General features: G+C 54.9%; 17 protein-coding genes, 2 tRNA genes and 6 pseudogenes. 12 read left to right on the forward strand and 13 right to left on the reverse strand.

Annotated elements, in window-relative coordinates; translation table 11 throughout:
- Positions 1-127 precede the first annotated feature (127 nt).
- Positions 128-514 (reverse strand): annotated as a pseudogene (locus tag NVV94_RS15470) (DUF4113 domain-containing protein); the annotation flags it as partial.
- Between the two features lie 153 nt (positions 515-667).
- On the opposite strand from NVV94_RS15470, the pseudogene istA reads away from it, so the two are divergent.
- Both istA and NVV94_RS15480 read left to right on the forward strand, forming a co-directional pair.
- Positions 668-1636, forward strand: a pseudogene (istA, locus tag NVV94_RS15475) (IS21 family transposase); the annotation flags it as partial.
- Positions 1622-1816: pseudogene (locus NVV94_RS15480) on the forward strand (ATP-binding protein); the annotation flags it as partial. The pseudogenes istA and NVV94_RS15480, both read left to right, overlap by 15 nt.
- A gap of 117 nt (positions 1817-1933) precedes the next feature.
- Here NVV94_RS15480 and NVV94_RS15485 read toward each other — a convergent pair.
- Positions 1934-2098 (reverse strand): annotated as a pseudogene (locus tag NVV94_RS15485) (DNA polymerase V subunit UmuC); the annotation flags it as partial.
- A 759-nt stretch (positions 2099-2857) separates the two neighbouring features.
- Here NVV94_RS15485 and NVV94_RS15495 point away from each other — a divergent pair.
- A protein-coding gene (locus NVV94_RS15495) for an IS3 family transposase (protein ID WP_258443255.1) occupies positions 2858-4020 on the forward strand; the annotation gives its coding sequence in 2 pieces (ribosomal slippage) (positions 2858-3113 and positions 3113-4020; 1164 coding nt in all).
- Between the two features lie 695 nt (positions 4021-4715).
- Here the strand turns inward: NVV94_RS15495 and NVV94_RS15500 are convergent.
- The 3 genes from NVV94_RS15500 to NVV94_RS15510 are packed head-to-tail and all read right to left on the reverse strand — an operon-like array spanning position 4716 to position 6016.
- Complete coding sequence (locus NVV94_RS15500; RefSeq protein WP_258443265.1) at positions 4716-5105, reverse strand: hypothetical protein; 390 nt, start codon at positions 5103-5105, stop codon at positions 4716-4718.
- 2 nt (positions 5106-5107) lie between these two features.
- Positions 5108-5578: a hypothetical protein gene (locus NVV94_RS15505; protein WP_258443266.1), complete on the reverse strand. Its 471-nt coding sequence runs from the start codon at positions 5576-5578 to the stop codon at positions 5108-5110.
- A gap of 42 nt (positions 5579-5620) precedes the next feature.
- On the reverse strand, positions 5621-6016 hold the full coding sequence (locus tag NVV94_RS15510) for a DUF6957 family protein (RefSeq protein ID WP_309304299.1): 396 nt from the start codon (positions 6014-6016) through the stop codon (positions 5621-5623).
- Positions 6017-6175: 159 nt separating this feature from the next.
- Between NVV94_RS15510 and NVV94_RS15515 the strand changes: the two genes are divergently transcribed.
- Positions 6176-6631 carry a helix-turn-helix domain-containing protein gene (locus tag NVV94_RS15515; RefSeq protein WP_258443268.1) on the forward strand — a complete coding sequence of 152 codons (456 nt, stop codon included), beginning with the start codon at positions 6176-6178 and terminating at the stop codon, positions 6629-6631.
- A gap of 235 nt (positions 6632-6866) precedes the next feature.
- On the opposite strand, the gene NVV94_RS15520 is transcribed toward NVV94_RS15515, so the two are convergent.
- From NVV94_RS15520 to NVV94_RS15540, 5 genes are all read right to left on the reverse strand, one after another.
- Positions 6867-7535: a hypothetical protein gene (locus NVV94_RS15520; protein WP_258443269.1), complete on the reverse strand. Its 669-nt coding sequence runs from the start codon at positions 7533-7535 to the stop codon at positions 6867-6869.
- Positions 7532-10933: a hypothetical protein gene (locus NVV94_RS15525; RefSeq protein ID WP_258443270.1), complete on the reverse strand. Its 3402-nt coding sequence runs from the start codon at positions 10931-10933 to the stop codon at positions 7532-7534. Before NVV94_RS15525 ends, NVV94_RS15520 begins: the two co-directional genes overlap by 4 nt.
- Positions 10920-12347, reverse strand: a complete 1428-nt coding sequence (locus NVV94_RS15530; RefSeq protein WP_258443272.1) for a site-specific integrase — start codon at positions 12345-12347, stop codon at positions 10920-10922. Before NVV94_RS15530 ends, NVV94_RS15525 begins: the two co-directional genes overlap by 14 nt.
- A gap of 2487 nt (positions 12348-14834) precedes the next feature.
- Positions 14835-14925: transfer RNA gene (locus NVV94_RS15535), tRNA-Ser, on the reverse strand.
- A gap of 9 nt (positions 14926-14934) precedes the next feature.
- A tRNA-Ser gene (locus tag NVV94_RS15540) sits at positions 14935-15046 on the reverse strand.
- A 122-nt stretch (positions 15047-15168) separates the two neighbouring features.
- On the opposite strand from NVV94_RS15540, the gene NVV94_RS15545 reads away from it, so the two are divergent.
- The 8 genes from NVV94_RS15545 to NVV94_RS15580 all read left to right on the forward strand — a co-directional run bounded on the left by NVV94_RS15545 (position 15169) and on the right by NVV94_RS15580 (position 20859).
- Positions 15169-15843, forward strand: a complete 675-nt coding sequence (locus tag NVV94_RS15545) for a Bax inhibitor-1/YccA family protein (protein WP_258443273.1) — start codon at positions 15169-15171, stop codon at positions 15841-15843.
- Positions 15844-15940: 97 nt separating this feature from the next.
- Complete coding sequence (locus tag NVV94_RS15550) at positions 15941-17326, forward strand: nucleobase:cation symporter-2 family protein (RefSeq protein WP_258443275.1); 1386 nt, start codon at positions 15941-15943, stop codon at positions 17324-17326.
- A gap of 69 nt (positions 17327-17395) precedes the next feature.
- Positions 17396-17788 (forward strand): sulfurtransferase complex subunit TusD, encoded by a 393-nt coding sequence (gene tusD / locus NVV94_RS15555; protein ID WP_258443276.1) that lies wholly within the window; start codon positions 17396-17398, stop codon positions 17786-17788.
- Position 17789: 1 nt separating this feature from the next.
- Positions 17790-18149, forward strand: a complete 360-nt coding sequence (gene tusC, locus NVV94_RS15560) for a sulfurtransferase complex subunit TusC (RefSeq protein WP_258443277.1) — start codon at positions 17790-17792, stop codon at positions 18147-18149.
- Positions 18149-18448, forward strand: coding sequence for a sulfurtransferase complex subunit TusB (gene tusB / locus NVV94_RS15565; protein WP_258443278.1), 300 nt, complete (start codon positions 18149-18151; stop codon positions 18446-18448). Before tusC ends, tusB begins: the two co-directional genes overlap by 1 nt.
- Positions 18445-18780, forward strand: a complete 336-nt coding sequence (locus tag NVV94_RS15570) for a TusE/DsrC/DsvC family sulfur relay protein (RefSeq protein WP_258443279.1) — start codon at positions 18445-18447, stop codon at positions 18778-18780. Before tusB ends, NVV94_RS15570 begins: the two co-directional genes overlap by 4 nt.
- Positions 18777-19778, forward strand: coding sequence for a glycosyl transferase family protein (locus tag NVV94_RS15575; RefSeq protein WP_258443280.1), 1002 nt, complete (start codon positions 18777-18779; stop codon positions 19776-19778). Before NVV94_RS15570 ends, NVV94_RS15575 begins: the two co-directional genes overlap by 4 nt.
- 91 nt (positions 19779-19869) lie before the next feature.
- A complete protein-coding gene (locus NVV94_RS15580; RefSeq protein ID WP_258443281.1) occupies positions 19870-20859 on the forward strand; it encodes a glutathione S-transferase family protein in 990 nt (329 codons plus the stop codon).
- A gap of 42 nt (positions 20860-20901) precedes the next feature.
- Here the strand turns inward: NVV94_RS15580 and NVV94_RS26935 are convergent, their stop codons facing one another.
- From NVV94_RS26935 to NVV94_RS15590, 3 genes and pseudogenes are all read right to left on the reverse strand, one after another.
- Positions 20902-21474, reverse strand: a complete 573-nt coding sequence (locus NVV94_RS26935; protein ID WP_408733510.1) for a methyl-accepting chemotaxis protein — start codon at positions 21472-21474, stop codon at positions 20902-20904.
- Positions 21475-21486: 12 nt separating this feature from the next.
- Positions 21487-22221: pseudogene (locus NVV94_RS26940) on the reverse strand (PAS domain-containing protein); the annotation flags it as partial.
- Positions 22222-22597: 376 nt separating this feature from the next.
- Positions 22598-22708, reverse strand: a pseudogene (locus NVV94_RS15590) (aldo/keto reductase); the annotation flags it as partial.
- Between the last annotated feature and the right edge of the window lie 13 nt (positions 22709-22721).

Below are 22721 nucleotides of genomic sequence, written 5' to 3' on the forward strand. Positions count from 1 at the left end.
GGTTTGAATCTGTAGTACCATCCGCGAAAACTATGGTTCAGCAAAATTATTGCTGAGCCATAATCTCGGGCAATTCTGTTCTCGCCCCTTCACAAGGCATGGTGAATTGCGGATGGCGAAGCGCAGCTCATTTGCAGTAAACCGTCCAAAGCTGATCAACCCGCGTCGTAAAACTCTGGCTCATCATCTCCCGACGCATCCCCCATTCAGGATCAGTCGGCACACTCGCCAAGCGCATCGTCCCCCTACCCCACCGACCATTAATGGCGTCAAGAACACCCATGACCTTCTCCGTGGCAACTGGCTGAAAGATCGAAAAGAGGTCTTCCGTGTGCTCCCCTTTCTGGCAGAGGTTGACCAGGAGCACCTCAGCTTTGCTGTACTTGAACCCTGCCCGGTACACCCGATCCACGGCGTCCACCGCAGCCTTTGTCATCAAACGCACGTCGTCTGTGGGGTACGGCAGTTCCACCAACACACCATTGGCGTACTTCGCTTCCTCGGGATTGAACATATCAGCGCCTTTTCCACAGTCGCTCACCACCACGCCTTTTGAACGCAGCAGCACCGGGCGGTTTGAAACCAGCTCCTGCAAGCCGACTCCGGGAGGCCTTCTCCCATCTTTGATACAGCATCGCTGGCTTACGCCAGCGTTCGTGACACACTTCAATACAGCTGGTTCTGCGTGCACTACCGGCTCTGGGCCGCCAAGGTCGACGTGATCATGCGTCAGGAACATCGCGCCGGTGAAAAGCTGTTCGTCGACTACGCCGGCCAGACCGTGCCGGTCATCGACCGGCACACCGGCGAAATCCGCCAGGCCCAGGTCTTCGTCGCCGTCCTCGGCGCTTCCAGCTACACCTTCGCCGAAGCCACCTGGTCGCAGAAACTCCCTGACTGGCTGGGCTCGCACGCCCGCTGCTTCGCTTTCCTCGGCGGAGCGCCCGCGATCCTGGTACCGGATAATCTGCGCAGCGGCGTCAGCAAAGCGCATCGCTACGAACCGGACATCAACCCCAGCTACCGCGATCTGGCCGAGCATTACGGGGTCGCCGTGTTGCCCGCTCGCGCCCGCAAGCCGAAGGACAAGGCCAAGGTCGAAGTCGGCGTGCAGGTGGTCGAACGCTGGATCCTCGCGGCCTTGCGCAACCGCCAGTTCTTCTCGCTGGGCGAACTCAACACCGCCATCGGCGTGCTGTTGGAGCGACTGAATCAACGACCCTTCAAGAAGCTGCCCGGCTCGCGCCGCTCGGCCTTCGAGGCGCTCGACCAACCCGCGCTGCAACCCCTGCCGGAACAGCCCTATGTCTACGCCGAATGGAAAAAGGTGCGGGCGCACATCGACTACCACGTCGAAGTCGACGGCCATTACTACTCGGTACCGTACCAACTGGTGAAGCACCAACTCGAAGTGCGCCTGACCGCACAGACCGTCGAGTGCTTCCACGCCAACCAGCGCGTGGCCAGCCATGTGCGCTCGCCGCACAAAGGCCGTCACACCACCCAGACCGAGCACATGCCCAAGAGCCACCGCGAACATGCCGAGTGGACGCCGCAGCGGCTGATCCGCTGGGCGGAGCAGACCGGGCCAAACACCGCGGGTGTCATCGCCCACATCCTCGAGCGCCGAATCCACCGCTCGACGCTGGTGACCAGCCAGATGCCGGTGGACAAATGGCATGAGTTGATCGGTGATCCGACCTTGGCCGATGCGATCCTCGACCGGCTGGTGCATAACGCTTACCGCATCGAACTCAAAGGTGAATCGATGCGCAGGCGTTCGATGAAATTGACTGCAACAGGGACTTCAGACTAACAATGCAAACCTGCGTCGCTGCGCTCCAACTGCCCGGCCGGATGGCCGTGGAACAGGTGGCCGGATGTGCGTGGAATACCCGGCCGGATAAGCGTGGAATGAGTGGCCGGATAGCGTGGAATCCGCAATCGGTGCAATCTCTGTGAGACGATTGCCGAACATGCGACTGCAACAGATCTCTTGCTTGGATGGATCAGGCTCATCGAGCTCCAGGCATGGAGTGCCAGCGAGCTCACGCGCGGTCTTCTCGATCACCACGCTGAACTTTTTGCGCAGCATCCAGTGAATCGCCCCGGATTTTCTAGACACCTTGCAAGCTCATCCAGCAGCTCTCTTCCTTGGGCCAATGGCATCTGAATGTCGCAATACACAGTGTCATCTTCGTCTTTTACCATGCCCGTCACTCACTCAATCAGTTCCAGGTTTGTGTCTCGCGGCCCTATGCTGCTCCAGATGCCGCATCTCTGCTTCCCACCTAGCTAGGAATTTATCCCAGTCCGTTGCGTAAGGCCCGTCAACCAACCTGGTTGATCCGATGCTCGCCTGCAGGAAACGCTCTCTCCATGGCTGTGGATGGTCATTTCCAAGACGATATCGATGCCGCAGTGGTGATGCTGCACTGGGACAGAGTCACGAACCTCATTGAGCTCGAGTGACTCACCGGTTGAGGGCGTGCCGTTTCGCTCCTCGTCGTCGAGGTCATTAAGGATGGCTGCGAAATTGCGTTCCACTTGACCACCCATTTGCATTCGTTCTGACCAGCAATTGCATCGGATTTGACCAACACGTGTTGTAACCATGATCGGCAGAGAACGGCCAGAAGCGGCCTCTCGCCCCTCCAAACTTCGAATATCAGTTAGCCGTATCTTCCAGGGCAAGACTAGGAGCCTCGAACGAAGCGTTGATCTTGGCGCTGTTCTCTCTGTTCCAGTCGGCTTCGGGATGGCGAATTATCAGTTCTTCCTCAAGGTAATTTCTGTAGTGGTCTAATGAAACCGGACACCCATTTAGGCGAGAATGCTCGCCAGATCGAGGTGTCAAATGACCAAACAACGCCGTTCCTTTTCCGCTGAATTCAAACGCGAGGCTGCCGACCTCGTGCTCAAGCAAAACTACAGCTACATCGAAGCCAGTCGTTCACTCGGCGTCGGCGAGTCGGCACTACGCCGCTGGGTTGAGCAGGTTCAGAAGGAGCGCCAAGGTGTCACCCCGCTAAGCAAAGCGCTGACCCCGGAGCAGCAGAAAATCCAGGAACTGGAAGTCCGGATCGCCCGCCTTGAACGGGAAAAATCGATACTAAAAAAGGCTACCGCGCTCTTGATGTCGGAAGATCACGAGCGTACGCGCTGATCAATCAGCTTAGCGTCCACGAGCCGATTGATTGGCTGTGCAAAGTGTTTGAAGTCACCCGCTCGTGTTACTACGCCCAGCGTCTCAGGCGCCGGACTCCTGATATTGAGCGGCTTCGGCTGCGCAGTCGGGTCAATGAACTGTTCACAGAAAGTCGTAGTGCTGCGGGCAGCCGCAGCATCTTGTCGATCATGCGTGAAGACGGCGAGCAACTGGGGCGATTTAAGGTACGCAGCTTGATGCGTGAGCTTGACCTCGTGAGCAAACAGCCAGGTTCTCATGCCTATAAACGAGCGACGGTCGAACGGTTGGATATCCCGAACATCTTGAATCGGGAGTTCGATGTCTCGGCCCCCAACCAAGTGTGGTGCGGCGACATCACCTACATTTGGGCCCAAGGGAAATGGCATTATCTGGCTGTTGTGCTAGATCTTTGCGCGCGCCGGATAGTGGGTTGGGCATTGTCGGAAAAGCCGGACGCCGAGCTGGTTATCAAGGCACTGGATATGGCCTATGAGCAACGAGGAAGACCTCAGGGCCTGCTGTTTCACTCGGATCAAGGGTCGCAGTATGGGAGTCGTTTATTTCGCCAGCGGCTGTGGCGTTATCGCATGCGCCAGAGCATGAGCCGCCGGGGTAATTGCTGGGACAATGCGCCGATGGAGCGTGTGTTTCGCAGCGTGAAAACTGAATGGATACCGACCATGGGCTACCGAACTGCTCAAGAAGCCCAGCGCGATATCAGCCATTTCTTGATGCATCGGTACAACTGGATTCGCCCCCATCAATTCAACGGTGGGCTGGCGCCAGCTCAGGCCGAAGAAAAACTTAACGTCGTGTCCGGGATTAGTTGACCACTACATTCTGAGCGACTCAGGGTGCACTTCAACCCAAGCGATCTCTACCGTTCCACCGTCACATGCATGTGCTACAACCTGGGCCAACTTCGACCCTGTCTGCTCACTCTTTCGGAAGAAATGGTTCCTAATCCTTTGCCGCGCTAGCTTCTTAGTTGTTTTTCCAAAATACCTGAGCGAGCGTTCTGTTTCACCGCATGCACCGGTAAAGATGGCGTATAGGTTTGCGGATCCTGCAACGCTTTCCAGTATCGACAAATTGGCGCGAGCTAGCGCATCACTGTCCCAGGGTGTAGTTGCGGTAGGTGGAAACGACACGCTCACTCGCCGTTCGGGCTCCAAAAGGCGTTTTTCAACTTGAGAAAGAAATTCTTCCAATGACGAAATCTGTTCGTAGCGCATGGCGAAAATGAAGTTTCCTGAGGTCTGATTATCAAGCTTAGGGACAGGGCAAAAGCCCTCTCCCGAAGGCCAGCTATGGGTCGTTCTCTGCCGGTCATGTCCACGAATCGTGCTGGTCAAATCCGATGTAAATGACTGGTCAGGTCGAATGCAAATGGGTGAGCAAGTCAGTGCATTTACCCAGATGAGGATGAAAGCCCGCCAGGGCCAAACCCCGGCGCTTCCGGGGCTTGGTTCACGACAGCCGTCCCCCGAAAGCGGGGAAAGCCCAAAAAACAACGATGCGGCGTCTACTGGAGGCGACGAGGCGTTGGAAAATACCGGTCGCCCGCTACACGCATGAACTCACGCAAGCTTCGCCGTCCTACATCACGCGGGAAGGTGGCAATCACATACTTGGAGTTGACCGTGGTGATCACCCAGAACCTACCTTCTTTCGTCACAGACTGAATGTCCGACGTCCGGATCAAACGACCATCCGCAAGTTGCTGATGTGGCCCAGGGCAAAGGTGACCAAACACGACGCCGACTGCACTGCATGCGTGAATATGTACGCTCACAAGGTATGCGGTGATCAAGCCTTCGTACTCTTGGCTCACCGCCTTGGCGATACGAAGCAGGTCAAAGTCGGAGTAACGCTTCACGTGCAAATCAACCGCTACGGTGTTGATCTCTGACATTGCTACACAGCCTCCAGCGCGGAAGGCACTGCGGTGGTCGCACTACTGCGCCGATATAGCTCCTTCAACCCAATCAGTGAGGCAACATCCAGATCGCGCTGGTGGGTATTGACGTACACATCACCACTCTCGACCTGCAGGATGCAGATCGGCACCTCTGCCTTGCTGAATCCCATGGACAGCGAGGTCAGCTTTTCCATCTTCCAGCTTGAGTCCTTATTCATCCAACCTGGCGTGACTACCTGAACTTCTTGGACAGCCATAGTCTCATCTTGAGAGATCAGCAGCTCAACTAGACGAGGTTCGTCGTTCAGCATTTCCTCGTAAGCCACAAACCGATCCTCATGTCGGCGCTTCAGGCTTACGTGATACCAATGTGTGGCTAAGGATCGCGAAATCGCGTGAAAGTGGGCGAGACCGTCGCCAAACATACCCACGGGGCCAGCCTGGTCTTGCATGCTAATGCGAAACATCGTGAATCCTATGTGGGCAGGCACGCTTGGTGGCACCTGCGATTAACATAAACCGAATATTGTCTTGAGCGATGCGGTCATCTCACGCCCCTTCCCCACAAGCACGTACACCGTGTTGCGCGTCTCAAACAGGCAATCACCATCGAACGACTTGCATAAAGTCGAGCGTACCCAGCCGCCAGGGGGAAACCGTCCATGCCCGTCAAAGATGACGCAATGGGAATACAGGAACATCGGCTCAAGCCCAGAAGCCCGAACCTTAGCCAGCGACTCCTGAGGCTCGTCGACGTGGAAAATGAGCCAATCCTCAACCAAGCAATATGCCTTGCGAGGGAATCGCTCGGCCACCAACGCCTCAATTTCAACTCGAGAAAATTCCGTCCCAAAGGACGAGATCTCACCCTCCTGCAGCAGCTCAAGCTCAGAGGAATTACCCATAAATTGCAAATCCTCGAGGTAACGAAAAAACAGCGGAGATTTCGACGGGTCTAAATCACTGAGCGACCAGAGCTTTAGAGCCATCGCAATGACTATATACATTTGTTTGGCCCCAATCAAACCCGGCATACCGTCCTCTTTTCTGGGGAGGTTGCTTCAATGTCTTTGCGAAAGGCTTACGCAGCAACGCTGCAGTGGCTGAGAGTGCGGCGTGGCTTATCGCAAGCTGATCTTCAAGGCCAGGCTGACCAGGGTCATATCAGCCGACTGGAGGCGTCAAATACGTCCGCCAGCGTTGACCTCAGCGCAGATCTAGCTCAGGCGTTGAGCCTGACGCCGCTGTCGTTTCTCACACTGGTGGCAGCTGCACATGAGGGCAAGACTCCCCGCTCTGCCTTGAATGAAACGCTCGCCGAGTTGCTGCACCTTGGCGTCCTTGATGAGGTTCTACCAGGCGAGCCAACGAAGCTCACACCTCCCCAATCGGCATCTGCCGCAGAGAAGCTGAGAGCAGTACAGGATTTGAAGAAGGCCGGGCTCTCGCAGGCGGAGATCTGCCGGCAACTGGGATTGCCAAAGAGCACCGTGCGGCGGCTCTGGCATGCTGTCGCATAATTGATCAGGGTGCCCGGTACAAGCACGCGTTCTCAGCGAGACCGGGGCGGTGTGAACCTACGTGATATTTTGCAAATCGCTATCGAGCAGCACCAGAGAATCTGGCCAAGAGTAGTTTTTCTTAGCTTGGACAAAGTGCGCAACTAACAATTGGTCGCTCGCATGTTCATGTCGCACGTCCAGAACTTCAAACCGGTTGCGACAAGCTAACCGGTGAGGCCACATTCACCAGTGATTACCTAGACTCCCTCATGCCATCTTCAATACGATCCCGAATTGACTGCAGATGCTCCATCTCCTCATGGGTTCGGATCTGATTGAACGGGCCGTGGATCCCCGCAGGCCTACCCGACTCCTCACCTGGCAAAACCACTTCAACCATATCCTCAAACGAATCGCGAAAATCGTCGAGGAAATCCAGGAGGTATTTTGCATCTTGGAGTGCCTGCTCGGTGTCAGAGGGATTTCTAACCGGATCCGCGTTGTACTCAAGTCCCTCCTTACTATCCTGATTCACGACCATTTGCTTGAGCAACTTGATCTGAGACTCCAGGGAGCCACATTTGAGCTGCAGCGCCCTGTGGGATTCTAGATCAACAGTATTTTCGACCAATTTTCCTGAAGAAAAATCAAAGTAGCTGTCGAGAATTTCTCGGTAATGAGCATTTTTGAGAAGGGTGATGTGGCTCATGGGAGCCTGCTCATCCTCACGGCCTACACCATCAGCAGCCCATGAAGCCGCTTCAGCATCAGTGACCAAATTCGCAACGCTAATTGCCAGCCTGGTGACGTTCTTGAAAGTGGCATCCTTCAACAACCTCAACGCATTTTCGATGTGATCGACACGCGTTTTCCGGGCAGCTTCTCTGAAATTCAGGAAAGGATCGTGCCTTGATTCCGTCATTCGACTTTCCTCAGTGACACACCGATCCTGTTGGCGATGACCAAGCTCGGCTCCTGCACATCATGAAGCAGTTCAGCACTCTTCTTGATGCGAAGCACATCGTTTACATGGAGAGCACCTGAGCTAAGCATGCTGCCAATCTGAGAACCGAGCTTGTGGGCAGGCGAGCGATCATCCACTTTGAGCAGTTCCTCGATTTTGCTTTCCTTAACGAGGAGTGCCGTCCGCATGTAAGCAAATTTGGTATTGAGCTCTGGACTGGTTGCATCAGGAAAATTCTGAACATCAATCAACCGCTTCAACAAGTGCTCATCTTCGGTGAGCTGGATTTTCTGATAGTGGCTAACGACCCCTTCTTTGTCATTGGCATAGAGGCTCTGAAGCTGCCCAGACTTGGCCATCAAATACAGCTGCTGCTCGATGGCTTCAAGCGCGAACGCCTCACGCGCATGACGATCATGTTCAGCATTCAATTTCTCAATAGCCTGGATGTTTTGAGACGACTTCTTCAGCGCTCGGTGCTCTTTGATATGCTTCAACACACCAGCCATCATCTCCTTAGCCTTGTCCTTCTCCACACTGATGGCGCGCAGATGATCCACACCACGAATGGCGTAAGGACAGAGTGCACAGGGCTGACCGGCGCCAAACTGCTCCACCACCTCTTTAGGACAGTGGTTACCGAAGGGGCAGATATGGCAATTATTGAACGCCAACTGGGTGTACCGCTTGGCACGCAACACCTCAACGCCACTCTCGCTCTCTTTAACCCCCGTCAGGCTGACCAACCCATGATCCTGAACGGCTTTCACTGGATCCTTTCGGATGCTACTCATCAAACGGGCGTTCATCTCCATGACAACCTTAGCGAGTTCAGGAGCCTCACCCTGCCCCAAGGCCTGCATGTTCTTTTGGAGATAATCGGCGAGCAGCTTCTGATGATCAGGCATATTTTTGCCGTCAAAAATTGCGTAGTACCACACCAGCTCCTCGGTTTGCCCGGTCATAAACTGGCCAATAATTGATGGCGGAAGAAAACGGATTGCTTCCGACACGAACCCGGCCCGCAATGCATGGGGAGTGTGAGGACTCGAGAGAGAATTCCTGGACACCTTGTTCAAAAATTCCACGCTGTAATCATCTACAGGAATCTTACCACCTAAACTATCTTTATAATAAACGAGTGCGTCGCCGCCTGTGTCACCCATAGTTTCTCGGATAAAATGCTGAAGCATCAACAGATACACAGGAAACAATTTATAATTCTTCCACAGGGCATCAGCCCTACCATCCCCTACCCCTCTAAACAGGGGCTTATACTTACCAAACTTTGCACCCTCCACGCCGCCATACCATATATCTTCGTTATAATGTGCGAACGAGCATTCATTATAAAAATCACGTTGACGATCAAAAAGCCTCATCACATGTCGCGCAACAATTGCCGTCCACTCACCATGAGACTTGTCGCTATTAACAAATAGAGGGGCTAACTGACTCTTGCTATACTTATCCATTACACAGTCAAAACGATCTTTATCAAGCCATACAATGTGATGTTGTCGAAGCCCGGTTTCGCACATTGCAATGGTGACACGAAGCTGACTCGGAGAAATACGCTTAACCAACGTGCCACTCACCTCGTAGTCCATCAGCGTAAAGAATCGAGGAACGTACGTCATCCGATAAATTTTTCCTGCATGGAAAAAAATAGGGCAATAGTTCACAAGATCCAGATTTACCATGCCTATGCCATTGGCACCCTGCGCATGCTTAGACATCAAACCAGACCATGCATGACTATCTTGTAGATCATAAATATTGACTTTACACAGACGCCCATTAAGGATTCCGCAATTCCTTCCGGCTGCCATGTCATTGATATGCATTACGAGATACTCAAGACTATATAGCATACTTAGGAAAGTAGCAAAATAGTCACGAGGAATAACTTTTTTTACCGTCCCAGTTCTTCTTTGAGTGGCAGGGAAGCAGGAAGCAGTGAAATTATTGACAAAACTCTCAGCGCCTTTTAGTTCATTGCGATTATCTTGAATGTATGTACAAAAATCCTCACACACTAAAACACGAGCATAATGTGTATCATTATGCCAACCCTGTGCTTTTGCATACATATCCATGTAAGTCAAAAATGTAGGTGGTGGCTCCTTCTCATAATTCAACACCCCATCAACGAAGATGTGCTGCCGCGTAAACAGGATCGTGCAGTTCAGCGCCTCAAACCCTTTTGGATGTTCATTAAGCGAACCATCACGACGCCTGATGAAATTCGGAAGAAAGCAGGCCAGGTAACTGAGCAGGAGATTCAATACCAAAACGTGACCATGCTCTTTCAGCAGTTTCTTGGATTTTATAAAAGACCTGAACAGTGCGTTAATCAGCATCACGAAATCTTGGACTGCAGGATGCATGGACTCGTAGATCGGATCGTAATCGTAATGCGTTTTCAGATCAAAAATTCGCTTAAGCTTATTGGGCTTAAAATATGTTTTTAGAATATCCTGAAAATTGAACTCTTCACCACTGTTAGAAATTTTTGCTGCCAGGTCGTAGGACTCATCAACCGAGCTGAAGCGAGATTTACCTTCAGCGATACGCTGCTCCTCCTTCGCTTGCTTCGCAAGTTCGAGCTCAGTCTCTCGGGCCTGATCGTAAGCGCCGAAGATGCAGTTCACTACCTCAGATTTGCCTGGATCGGCCTTCGTCAGCATCAACAGGAAATCTTTTACGTAATACCTGCGAAGCCGCTTCTCTCCAGTTCCATACGCGTTGTCGAAAAGCTCTTGGCAATCTGCCGCCTCAACGTCAGCCAAAGTATAGAACGTCGTGCAAAACAACGTCCTAATCCAGAAATTGACCCGGCTACTGTTGTCGTTTGTCTCAGCCCGCTTATACTGACTTGGAAGGGAAGAAAGTGGGTGGAGTCCCCTGATGCTTGATAAACACTCGACATTCAATTCGACACAGAGATGATCGAAAATATCGTGATTGCTCGTGACCGTTTGAAAGTCCAAGGCGGTGACAAGAACCTTGCGTGCCCATAAAGCGATGAACACCATCTTCAAAAATGACGACATGACGGAGTTGTACGAAGCAGGAAGTTCAGCGAACTTTCTGTCGATATCCCCCAGCTTTACTGAAGAATCTCGCGTGGTAAATGAGTAAGCCTCCTCAATCTGCAAGAGACTCCAATGGTTAAAGCTGACCCCATAGGAAAATGCGTTTCGAAGCTTCCCGGCAGCCTCGCCTTTTGCCATGGCGCCAGGCCTTACAGCGGCATAGACCTTTCTAACGAAGGACACAGCTCTTTTAAACTCGCTTACTACCTCTTGGTCACTGGCCAACCATTGAAGTTTTACATCATCAAGATTCAACATCAGAGTTTCCGTCTTTAAGCTCTGCCTTCAGAGCTTCCACTTCATTTTCCAGGTATTTGATCTGCACCTGCTGAACGTTAAAATTTGAAGCCGACATCCTAAGCATATTGATTGCCGAAAATGTCGCTTCCAGCATCTTGGCATCTCGCCTAGCGTAGCGCTCAGTCGACTTAATGGAGCCATGCCCCATCAATTGCTGGACGGTCTTCAGATCCATCCCAAACTTCCGGATGTTCATTGGATTCGGGCAATGGTTCAGCAGGTAGTACGCATACATGTGGCGTAGTGAGTGAAAGCCATAATTTTGACCCGTGACTTTAAACGCTGCCGTCCTGAACCTTTCCCATACCGCCTGGTAGGAAGTTGGCATCGGTTTCCCGTTTCGGAGGTTTCGAAACAGAAAGTTATGGAACACCGGCTGACGCCGCTTCTTCTCCAGCCCTTGTTGCTCCTCCACATACTCATGGAGGCAAACCCAAAACATCGAAGCGAAGGGTTCAATCAGCCAAGTCTCAGTCGTGCTACGGCCTTTATGCGAAATTTCGTTGATGGCGCGCTCCGGAAGGTGTTTGCTGAGCAAATCGCGACGGCTTGCCGGGTCTACGATGTAAACCTTCTTCAGGGACGTAACTTCGAACTCGAGGACAATGTCGTCTCGCTGGAGCGTCAACGCCTCAGAGATACGGCAACCCGACGCGGCCAAGAACGACCACAGCACTGCATCTCGGAGACAGGTCGCACCAGCAATTAGCTCCGCGCACTTATCAATTGGAAACGCCTTCTCATCTCCCCCCGAACGATCAGTGTGAGCCAATGAGGATGGTTTCGAAACGGCGGTCAAGTGAGTGCTTTTTACCTTACGTGCACCGCCAGCCACACATCCGGCAAACCAGCTTTTGGATTTGATCGCAGCCCGCTCCAAGGAAGTCGTAGGCCTACTACTGACCGCATCGGACAACGGTGATATGTCCACATCGGCAATATAGCCACCTTCAAACAACTGACTCATACCAACGTGTGCACTTTCGCTAGCGGCCAGGAATGAATTGACTGCTGCAAAGTACGTCCGTACCGACGACCCCTTGAGCTTTTTTGGATGCAGAACCTTTGCAACAGCACTAGCGATCTCAGATTCACTGTCAGCACCAAAGACCAGATAGCTTTCATAGGCGTCGAGGGCGTCGGCGTACAGCTTTGGAGTCAAGCCACCCAACAGCTGGTCTACAGTTTCAATGTAGTTAATAAAGCCCTTTGCGGCGTAAGCGTAAGTTTTCGGACGCTTTCTTTTTTTCGACTTAGACCGTTTGTAAATCCAACCATCAAAACAAGCCCTCAACATCGAATCCCCACAGATAAGCCTGTACGTGGAAATCCCATTCCTGGAAGTCTCCATCAACTCCGAATAATTCAGCATAACCACCAACACAATTAACAAACAATAGGCGCAGAGGTACGAAAACACCAACTAGCGGTGCACGCCATTGATATAGCCTTCCGGCCAATAAGAATTAACGCCCTGCGAAACAAGGATGATCAGCACATCAACACCAATCGAAAGCGCAGCGCGGCCAAGATAAAACCCGAGCACAAGCCAACTTAAACCAGGATCAAGCCTTGATAAAATGAAGCGTAAGCCGGGCGAAAAACAGACAAAAGCCAAGAAAACACTAAGGACTTAATATTTAAATCTCTACACAACTATCAGACCAGAGCATTAATCCAAGAAATATATACCCGCAGAAATTCTTTTCGGGACTCACCATGAAGCACTGAATACTTATGCATAAGAGCCAAAAGAATATACCGCTGACAAATTTATGACTCTCGGCTTGAGTGCACTTGGTTGCACTGCTGCCTTTGATCCTACCTGGATACTTGGGCTGTGATGGCTTGAAATACTCCATGACCAAATCTGTAACTTCCGCATGGTCTGCAATCTTCGTCAAACTCAAAACCTCACGACCTACCGTCACTACCCACAAGCTTTTTCCAATGTCTGAGCATCACGACGCCATGCCGTGACCTTTTAAAGGTTGGCATACCCCAAGAGGTTCCTGCAACAAAAAAACCGCCAACCTGATGTTAATTTAAGTCAATACTCAGTTAAATATTAAGCCATAAGCAACTGCAGAATAATATTTCCAGCAACTCTAATCACTTAAATAAACACCTGCTTATTCAGCCTCCTCAACTATGCCCCTCCGCGAGGCACGCGGCTTCCAGCCAACCCCTCCAAAAACCGCCGTTTCTGAACATTGGGTGAATAGGGTATTTCTACAGAATATTCTGATCAAACTGGTGATTGGCCAAAATACTCGCTCTATATAACAGAAAAAAATTTTGGTTAACCAGGCCAAAATACTCGCTAGCCGGCCAGATGCAGCCTCCACACTTCGCATCCCCGCCCGCCCACGAGCGGACTCCCGCAAGGCTTTCTTCCTATGAACGGTGGAAAATGATCTAAAATCGACCACCGTCTTGGCCTAGATCAGGGTGCATGGCCCCAATACTCAGCCCTCGCCTGCTCAGGGAGGTTCGAGCTGTCACCGGGTTACGCATACCCCTTTTGAGTGATGACCAACGCTTGATAGCCCCTCTTTCAAAACAATAGAAGCATTGATTCAAACTACCCATCGCGTCCTAGCCCGGAAGGCACCATCTCCGGCAACCGATCTCACCGGGGGATGGGCTAAAAAGGAAGGGATCGATACTTGGGGTTGCAAGCGGAGACTGAAGATCTAGGAATCAGGCAAGCACCGGTACTCATTCCGCGAGCGGCAAGCTACTTAACCCTGCGCAATGCAGATAGCTGGTGTTGTAGCGGCAACTTACCTCAGGGCGGGCTCCCTTTAGTTCGGCTGGGCCTGAACTGGATATCGCCGGTGTTATCGGGATGGGGAGCGGAACGTGACATGGGTACGGATATGAATACGGGTGCGGTGCGGGAATGTGGGAAGGGTTGCCGTTACTGACAACAACGACAAGTTCAGAGACTGCTGAAATTCACGTTGCGTCAAATACCAATTGGAATGCTTAAGGCAAGTTGGCCGGCGAGAAAAGTGCTGATTAGCCTCGGTGCATCGCGACGACTCTTGGAGGATACTTACATACCGAATCGGTGATCTAGGCTGATTTTGGTCGGCATCTTCGAAAAATCAGCACGCATGCTTATAAGAAGACAGCGCTGATGTAACCATGCTTTTCGATTGCGTCATTTGAGGTCACCAGCGTCAGGGAGTAAATTTGGTATGTGAAATCATGCGCCGACAAAATATTTCCACCTACAAACCAATGGCCAAGGATATTCCAAAGGAGAAACAACCCAGATGACAGACTCAGGTGCTGGCGACTAAGCAAGAAGAATAGACCAGGGATACTCAGGTTGATAGGGAGTGGTAAAACACTCACCCACAAGCAGTGAGGAAGCACAAGTGGAAAATGCCACGTGCCAGCTTTCCAGAGCGATCTGATCCTCCATACGGCAGGTTCACTATTCTGCGTCAGTTTACATAGTGCTTGATTGAGATCGGCCTACGTCGCCGTGCAATAACTTCTCTCAACCTACTTACCTACTTATAGGTGCAGATCAGCAACCTTGGAAATTCGACGCCGCCGGAATCACCATCACCACTGAGCATGTGCAAATCAATTCTTCTGGCAAGAGCGGATGGTGGGCTTGGGCTGGTGAATGCTCACCGGCTCGCAGCGAGGCTGGCCAAATGCTCCTCTCTAAAAACCGCAACGACCTTTTCCTGTTGAGAAGCACTGGCACTATAAGAGGCAACAAAATCGCTGCACCTTATAAAACGATAATCACGGCCAGGCTCCCATGAAAAATCGTCGGTGACGCAGACGAAAAAAGGGCATAGCCTAAGCATATGCCCTTGATTTCACTGATGTTTGGCGGGAAACCAGGGATTCGAACCCTGGGTACGCTATTAACGTACGCCGGTTTTCAAGACCGGTGCATTCAACCACTCTGCCAATTTCCCGGATGCTGCTGGAGGATGCTACGTAAGGTGCTACGACTGGCTACCTTAGATAAGAACTCTGGGACCTGTTACAGTCGGCAGTTTTCAAGACTGCTGCCTTAAACCACTCGGCCACACCTCCATTGCATTGCGGGCGCCATAATACCGTAATGAAACACACTGTCAAACTCTCTGTGTAGCCGTTTACACCGCACCTGTTATGATCTTTGCGACTGAACGTTTCAAACCCACAGGAGTGTCGCCATGCGCGAACAGGATTACGCAGTTAATAACAGCCTGCAGGCCGCCGAGCAGCTAGAAGTTGGCCGCGTCCTGCGCAACACCTACGGCCTCTTGGCCATCACCCTGGCCTTCAGTGGTGTGATGGCCTACGTGGCGCAGCAGATGCGGGTTGGCTATCCGAACATTTTCGTCGTACTGATCGGTTTCTACGGCCTGTTCTTCCTCACCAACAAGCTGCGTGATTCGGTCTGGGGCCTGGTGTCCACCTTTGCCTTGACCGGTTTCATGGGCTTTCTGCTTGGGCCGATCCTCAACCGTTACCTGGGCATGCAGGGCGGCGCGGAAGTGGTCAGCTCGGCCTTTGCCATGACGGCACTGGTGTTCGGCGGCCTGTCGGCCTATGTGTTGATCACCCGTAAGGACATGAGCTTCCTCGGTGGTTTCATCACCGCAGGTTTCTTCGTGCTGATGGGTGCGGTGCTGGCCAGCCTGTTCTTCCAGATCAGCGGCCTGCAACTGGCGATCAGCGCAGGTTTCGTGCTGTTCTCCTCGGTCTGTATCCTGTTCCAGACCAGTGCGATCATTCACGGTGGCGAGCGTAACTACATCATGGCGACCATCAGCCTGTATGTATCGATCTACAACCTGTTCGTCAGCCTGCTTCAGCTGTTCGGCCTGATGGGGCGCGACGACTGATTGTGCGCTGAATGAAAAAGCCCGCTTCGGCGGGTTTTTTTTTGCGTGTCCGATAGCAGCTCCGTAGAATTGCGCTCTTTTTTTCCAAGGCACCCCCATGAGCGTTATCGAACCGCCGCCTGCAGCCCTGCCCCAGGCCAATGAATTGGTGCTGGGCCTTGAAGACAAGCCCCGTCTTTGGATCGGCCTGCTGGCTGCCTTTCAGCATTTGTTGGCGATCATCGTGCCGATTGTCACGCCCGGGCTATTGATCTGCCAGGCGCTGGGTGTGTCGGCGCGCGATACCAATCTGATCGTGTCGATGTCGCTGGTGATTTCCGGCATTGCGACTTTTGTTCAATGCCGCCGCTTCGGGCCCTTTGGTGCGGGGCTGTTGATTGTTCAGGGTACCAGCTTCAACTTCGTCGGGCCGCTGATTGCCGGAGGTGCCTTGATGGTCAAGCAAGGGACGCCGGTCGAAGGGGTGATGGCGGCGATCTTCGGCGTGGTGATTGCCGGATCGTTCGTGGAGATGGGTATTTCGCGAATTTTGCCCTTCGTCAAACGCTTGATCACGCCTTTGGTGACCGGCATCGTGGTGCTGATGATTGGCCTGACGCTGATCAAGGTCGGCCTGATCAGCATGGGTGGCGGCTTCTCGGCCATGGCCAACGGCACCTTCGCCAATGGTGAGAACCTGCTGCTGTCCGGGGTCGTGCTGGCGATTATCGTCCTTCTCAACCGTACCCCGCTGGTGTGGATGCGCAGTTGCGCCATCGTCATCGCACTGGCGGTGGGTTATGCCCTGGCGGGCTATCTGGGGCGGCTGGACTTCACCGGCATGCATCAGGCCGCGTGGTTGCAGTTGCCGGTGCCATTGCATTTTGGCCTGGGCTTTTCCTGGTCGTTGTTTATTCCGATGCTGGTGATCTACCTGGTCACTTCGCTGGAAGCGATCGGCGATGTCACCGCCACCAGCAAGGTCTCGCGCGAGCCGGTCGAAGGCCCGGTATGGATGCAGCGGATCAAGGGCGGCGTACTGGTCAACGGCGCCAATTCCCTGCTGGCCGGGGCGTTCAATACCTTCCCCAGCTCGATCTTTGCCCAGAACAATGGGGTGATCCAGCTGACCGGCATTGCCAGCCGGCACATTGGCATCTGGATTGCCGCAATGCTGGTGCTGCTGGGGTTGTTCCCCAGTGTTGCCGGGGTGATTCAGGCGGTGCCGGAGCCGGTACTGGGTGGTGCAGCCATGGTGATGTTCGGCGCGGTGGCGGCTTCGGGTATCAATATTCTGGCCAGCACCACGCTGGATCGCCGTGCCCTGTTGATTATCGCGGTGTCGCTGGCGTTGGGCCTGGGGGTGGCGCAGGTGCCTGAGTTCCTCGCGCACATGCCCGCTGCGATTCGCACCGTGCTGGAGTCTGGGGTTGCTACCGGCGGCATCTGTGCGCTGGTGCTGAACTGGTTTTTGCCGGAGACGGGCAGGACCCAGGCCGCTTGAATTGAAGACGGTGGGCTTTTTTGAGCGGCAGGCTTTATCATTCCGGCAGATTTGCTGACAGAGTCGACCATGAAGTTCGCCATCGCCGTTTTTTCGCCCGCCCATGCGCCCTCCTCGCGCCGTGCCCTGCTGTTCGCCCAGGCGGCGCTGGCCGGCGGGCACGAGGTTGCCCGCCTGTTCTTCTACCAGGACGGTGTCCACAGCGCCTCGAGCAACATCGTCACGCCCCAGGATGAACTGGATGTGCCGGCGCTGTGGCGCGATTTCGTCAGCCTGCATGGCCTCGATGCCGTGGTCTGCATTGCCGCCGCCTTGCGCCGGGGCGTACTCGATGAACAGGAAGCCCAGCGCTGGCAGCGTACGGCGGTGAACCTGCCGGCGCCCTGGGAGCTGTCGGGTCTGGGGCAGCTGCATGAAGCGGCGCAACTGGCTGATCGGCTCGTCTGCTTTGGAGGCAATTGAGATGGCCAAGTCACTGCTGATCATCACTCGCCAGGCGCCCTGGTCTGGCCCGGGCGCCCGCGAGGCACTGGACATTGTGCTCGCTGGCGGCGCCTTCGACCTGCCGTTGGGCATGCTGTTTCTTGACGATGGTGTGTTCCAGTTGCAGGCGGCCCAGCAACCCGGCCAGGTGCAGCAAAAAAACCTCGGCGCCAACCTGCAGGCCCTGCCGATGTTCGGCGTGGACGACCTTTTCGTATCCAGCGTGAGCCTGGCCGAGCGGGGTATCGACCCGCACAGCCTGAGCCTCGAGGTCCAGGCGCTGGATGATGCCGCGCTGTCCGCGCTTGTCGACCGCTATGACCAGGTGATCACGCTCTGATGGCTACTTTGCACGTATTGTCCCACTCCCCTTTCAGCGACAACCGCCTGGGCAGCTGCTTGCGCCTGCTCGGTGATGAAGATGCCATTCTGTTGACCGGCGATGCCGTGTACGCCTTGCAACCGGGCAGTGCGCCCCTGCGCCAGCTGACCGAACGCAATCTGGCGGCACGGCTGTTCGCGCTTGAAGAGGATCTGCAGGCTCGGGCCATTGACCCGACCGGCGTGGCCCGAACCGTCGACTACCCGGCCTTTGTCGAGCTGTCGATTCGCTACGACAAGGTCAACAGCTGGCTATGAGTACATTGACGGTGGGTTCACGCAGCATCGCGCTGGACAAGGATGGTTACCTGCAGGACCTTGGCGACTGGTCGAGCGACGTCGCGCAGGCACTCGCTGCCCAGGAAGGCCTGGACCTGAGCCCCGAACACTGGGAAGTGCTGGAGGTGCTGCGTCAGTTCTATCAGGAATTCCAGCTTTCGCCTGCCACGCGCCCGCTGATCAAGTACACCGCTCTCAAGCTCGGCCCCGAAAAGGGCAACAGCCTGCACCTCAACCGACTGTTCAAAGGCACTCCCGCCAAACTTGCCGCCAAGCTGGCGGGCCTGCCCAAGCCGACCAATTGCATATGACCGAATACAACCCCCTGATCACCGAAACCCCGGCCGAACACCCATTCGCGCAATTCGTGCGCATCCTCGGCAAAGGCAAGCGCGGCGCCCGCAGCCTGACCCGCGAAGAGGCCCGCGAGGCCATGGGCATGTTGCTCGATGAGAAGGTCGAAGACACTCAGCTCGGTGCGTTCCTGATGCTGCTGCGGCACAAGGAAGAAAGCCCGGAAGAACTCGCAGGCTTCACTCAAGCGTTGCGTGAACGCCTGCAAGCACCCGCGATAGCGGTCGATCTGGACTGGCCGACCTATGCCGGCAAGAAGCGTCACCTGCCCTGGTACCTGCTCGCGGCCAAGTGCCTGGCAGGCAATGGCCTGCGCATTTTCATGCACGGCGGCGGCGCGCACACCGCCGGGCGCCTGTACACCGAACAGTTGCTCGAGGCCCTGCAAATTCCGCTGTGCCGCAACTGGTCGGCGGTCGGCGCTGCCCTCGACGACCAGCACCTGGCCTTTATGCCGCTGATGGACTGGGCACCGCAATTGCAGCGCATGATCGACTTGCGCAACACCCTTGGCCTGCGCTCGCCGATCCACTCGCTGGCGCGGATTCTCAACCCGCTGGGCGCACGCTGCGGCCTGCAGAGTATTTTCCACCCCGGCTACCAGGCCGTGCACCGCGATGCCAGTGGCCTGCTCGGCGACTGCACCATCGTGATCAAGGGCGATGGCGGCGAGATCGAGATCAATCCCGACAGTGCCAGCCACCTTTATGGCACCCGGGGCGGCGAGAGCTGGGATGAAGAGTGGCCCGCACTGACGGCCCAGCGCCACGTCAAACCGGCGACGCTCGACCCCGCCCAACTCAAGGCGGTTTGGCGGGGCGACAGCGAGGACAGTTACGGCCAGTTGGCCCTGCTCTCGACCATGGCCCTGGCCCTGCGCGGCTTGGGCGAACCCCGCGAAGCCGCGTTCGAAAAGGCCCGGCAGTACTGGGATGCCCGCGGCCGATCGATTTAACCGATCATATCGGCCCACCCTTTGCGCTTTTAGTTCGAACCTGACGACCTACACTGAACTCCAACGCTTTATCTAGCCAAGGAGTTCAACGATGGGCCTGTTAGTCAAAGGGCGCTGGCATGACCAGTGGTATCAAAGCAGCAAGGACGGCTCCTTCCAACGCGAAAGCGCTCAGCGCCGGCAATGGATAACCGCTGACGGCCAGGGTGGTTTCGCCGCCGAAGCCGATCGCTATCATCTGTATGTCTCGCTGGCCTGCCCCTGGGCCCATCGCACACTGATCCTGCGCAAACTCAAGGGCCTGGAAAACCTGATCGATGTGTCGGTGGTCAGCTGGCTCATGGGCGAACACGGCTGGACCTTCGATACCGCCTTCGGCTCGACCGGCGACAAACTCGACGGCCAGACCTTCCTGCACCAGCGCTACACCCGCGACGACCCGCATTACTCCGGTCGCGTGACCGTGCCCCTGCTCTGGGACAAACAGCAGCAGCGCATCGTCAACAACGAGTCCGCGGAAATCATCCGCATGTTCAACAGCGCCTTCGACGGCTTGACCGGCAACCACCTGGACTTCTATCCAGAACCCTTGCGCCCGGTGATCGATCAATTGAATGAGCGGATTTATCCGGCGGTCAACAATGGCGTCTACCGCGCCGGCTTCGCCACTTCGCAATCAGCCTATGAGCAAGCCTTCGATGAACTCTTCGCAGAACTGGGCCATCTGGAGCAGCTACTGGCCGAGAAGCGCTACCTGGCCGGGGAATACCTGACCGAAGCCGACTGGCGCCTGTTCACCACCCTGATCCGTTTCGATACGGTGTATTACGGCCACTTCAAGTGCAACCAGCGGCGCATCGTCGATTACCCGAACCTTTCGAACTGGTTGCGCGAGCTTTACCAGTGGCCGGGCGTGGCCGAGACGGTGAACTTCACCCACATCAAGCACCACTACTACGCAAGCCACCACACCATCAACCCGACCGGCATCGTGCCCAAGGGCCCGATGCTGGACCTTACCCCGGACCACGACCGCGAACGCCTGGCCGGGCGTGGCATCTGGCACCGCAGCGGAGCTTGAGCATCAGGTGGCACCGGACATGCCGGTGCCGCCTGGCCTGCGTCAGTTCAACTGCAGGGTCGAGTTGATCTGGCCGATGGCATCGACCACATGCCGGGAGCCCATCTGAATCTCGAGGATCACCTGCCCCGCCTCATTGGCCAGCTCCACCCCCTGGCCCGTACGGCTCAGGCTCGACTGCATGCTGGCCACGGCACTGAGCGACAGATCGTGGTTCTGGCGCACGACATCGACGATTTCCACCGTCGCCTGGCTGGTGCGTGCAGCCAGGCTGCGCACCTCATCGGCGACCACGGCAAACCCGCGACCGTGCTCACCCGCCCGCGCCGCTTCAATTGCAGCGTTGAGCGCCAGCAGATTGGTCTGGTCGGCGATGCCGCGAATGGTCTGCACGATTTTGCCGATGATCTCCGACTGCTTGTTGACCGCATCGATACTGCGCGCCGCCTCGCTGAGGTTGTTGGAGATTTCCTCGATCACCTGCACCGTTTGCTGAACCACCTCGGAGCCCTTCTGCGCGCAGACATCATTCTGCACCGAGGTGGCATGAGCGGCTTCAGCGGCAGACTGTTGTGTATTGACCTGGCTGGTAATATCACTGGCAAACTTCACCACTTTATACAACCGCCCCTTGGCGTCGAAAATCGGGTTATAGGACGCCTCGAGAAAAACCACTTGCCCCATCTTGTTGACACGCTCGAAACGACGGGAATGAAACTCACCTTTATTCAGCGATGCCCAAAATGCCTTATAGGTTGGCGAGTCTCCCTCACCGCGCCGGCAAAACATACTGTGATGCTGGCCGACTATTTCATTCAAGTGATAACCCATGGTCGCCAGGAAGTTTTCATTGGCAGTAATGACCTTGCCTTGCGGAGTGAACTCGATCATTGCCATCGACCGACCGATTGCATTCATCAGGCCCTGGCTTTCGTGTTCTTTATTGACGCGCTGGGTGATATCGGCGGCGACCTTGATGACGCTGCTGACCTGCCGGTCGGCGCCCAGCACCGGCATATAACTGGCTTCGAGCCAGATCTCCCTGCCATTTTTATCCAGGCGCAGGAACGTCCCGTTCGAAGGCTCGCCCCTGGCCAAATCACGCCAGAAACGCGCGTAATCGTCGCTGCGCGTGTAAGCGTCCTCGCAGAACATCCGGTGATGCTTGCCGCGAATGTCCTCCACTGTGTAGCCCATGGTGGTGCAGAAATTCTCGTTGGCTTCGAGGATAGTACCGTCCGGCGTGAACTCAATCATGGCCATGGAACGGCTGACGGCCGCCAACTTGGCACTGGCGCTCGACAGCGCCCTGGTGCAACGTTCAATTTCGGCCAGATCGGACTTGCGATGAAAGTCAAACATGGGGCGACCACTCCTTGTGCGAATTCTTTAATTAACGGATGTCAAGTAACTTGATAATGCACCGCAACTTTCACCCACGACGAAACAGCGCCGGACAGAATCGACGTCAATTATTGATGTATGGAAAACACTGAAAAAGCCGGGAAGGGTCGTCATGTCCCAGCCTGGCTACGGATATGTCCATCAGAGCATAGCGAGTGATCGCAAGACTGCAAGCACTTTGATATCACTTAAGACACTCTTCTGGCGATTACCGATTCCGGGCGATCGCGCAAACGATTGAACGCTGTAAATGCGCCCAGCGTGAAAGCCCCAGCAACCATAACATCGGCCAGGCGTCGCCATTCTGAAGGAGTCCCAACAAGGTTTTGCTCACCACCTGCAAGGCGCCAAGGGTGGCATCCAGTTGCTCGCGGGTTCGCGAGCCGAGTATCGGGATCAAACCCGTGCTCGAGCGCTCGGCCTTGTGCCGCAGCCAGGTAATCGCACCGCCCGGTGGT

Source organism: Pseudomonas sp. LS1212, from assembly GCF_024741815.1.
Lineage (GTDB): Bacteria > Pseudomonadota > Gammaproteobacteria > Pseudomonadales > Pseudomonadaceae > Aquipseudomonas.

Coding starts and splice junctions, on each gene's coding strand:
- NVV94_RS15575 (WP_258443280.1), top strand. CDS start 18,777: ATGACCGAATACAACCCCCTGATCACCGAAACCCCGGCCGAACACCCA.
- NVV94_RS15550 (WP_258443275.1), top strand. CDS start 15,941: ATGAGCGTTATCGAACCGCCGCCTGCAGCCCTGCCCCAGGCCAATGAA.
- tusB (WP_258443278.1), top strand. CDS start 18,149: ATGGCTACTTTGCACGTATTGTCCCACTCCCCTTTCAGCGACAACCGC.
- NVV94_RS15525 (WP_258443270.1), bottom strand. CDS start 10,933: ATGTTGAATCTTGATGATGTAAAACTTCAATGGTTGGCCAGTGACCAA.
- NVV94_RS15545 (WP_258443273.1), top strand. CDS start 15,169: ATGCGCGAACAGGATTACGCAGTTAATAACAGCCTGCAGGCCGCCGAG.
- tusD (WP_258443276.1), top strand. CDS start 17,396: ATGAAGTTCGCCATCGCCGTTTTTTCGCCCGCCCATGCGCCCTCCTCG.
- NVV94_RS15505 (WP_258443266.1), bottom strand. CDS start 5,578: ATGTTTCGCATTAGCATGCAAGACCAGGCTGGCCCCGTGGGTATGTTT.
- NVV94_RS15570 (WP_258443279.1), top strand. CDS start 18,445: ATGAGTACATTGACGGTGGGTTCACGCAGCATCGCGCTGGACAAGGAT.
- NVV94_RS15515 (WP_258443268.1), top strand. CDS start 6,176: ATGTCTTTGCGAAAGGCTTACGCAGCAACGCTGCAGTGGCTGAGAGTG.
- NVV94_RS15580 (WP_258443281.1), top strand. CDS start 19,870: ATGGGCCTGTTAGTCAAAGGGCGCTGGCATGACCAGTGGTATCAAAGC.
- tusC (WP_258443277.1), top strand. CDS start 17,790: ATGGCCAAGTCACTGCTGATCATCACTCGCCAGGCGCCCTGGTCTGGC.
- NVV94_RS15500 (WP_258443265.1), bottom strand. CDS start 5,105: ATGTCAGAGATCAACACCGTAGCGGTTGATTTGCACGTGAAGCGTTAC.
- NVV94_RS15510 (WP_309304299.1), bottom strand. CDS start 6,016: ATGGGTAATTCCTCTGAGCTTGAGCTGCTGCAGGAGGGTGAGATCTCG.
- NVV94_RS15530 (WP_258443272.1), bottom strand. CDS start 12,347: ATGCTGAATTATTCGGAGTTGATGGAGACTTCCAGGAATGGGATTTCC.
- NVV94_RS15520 (WP_258443269.1), bottom strand. CDS start 7,535: ATGACGGAATCAAGGCACGATCCTTTCCTGAATTTCAGAGAAGCTGCC.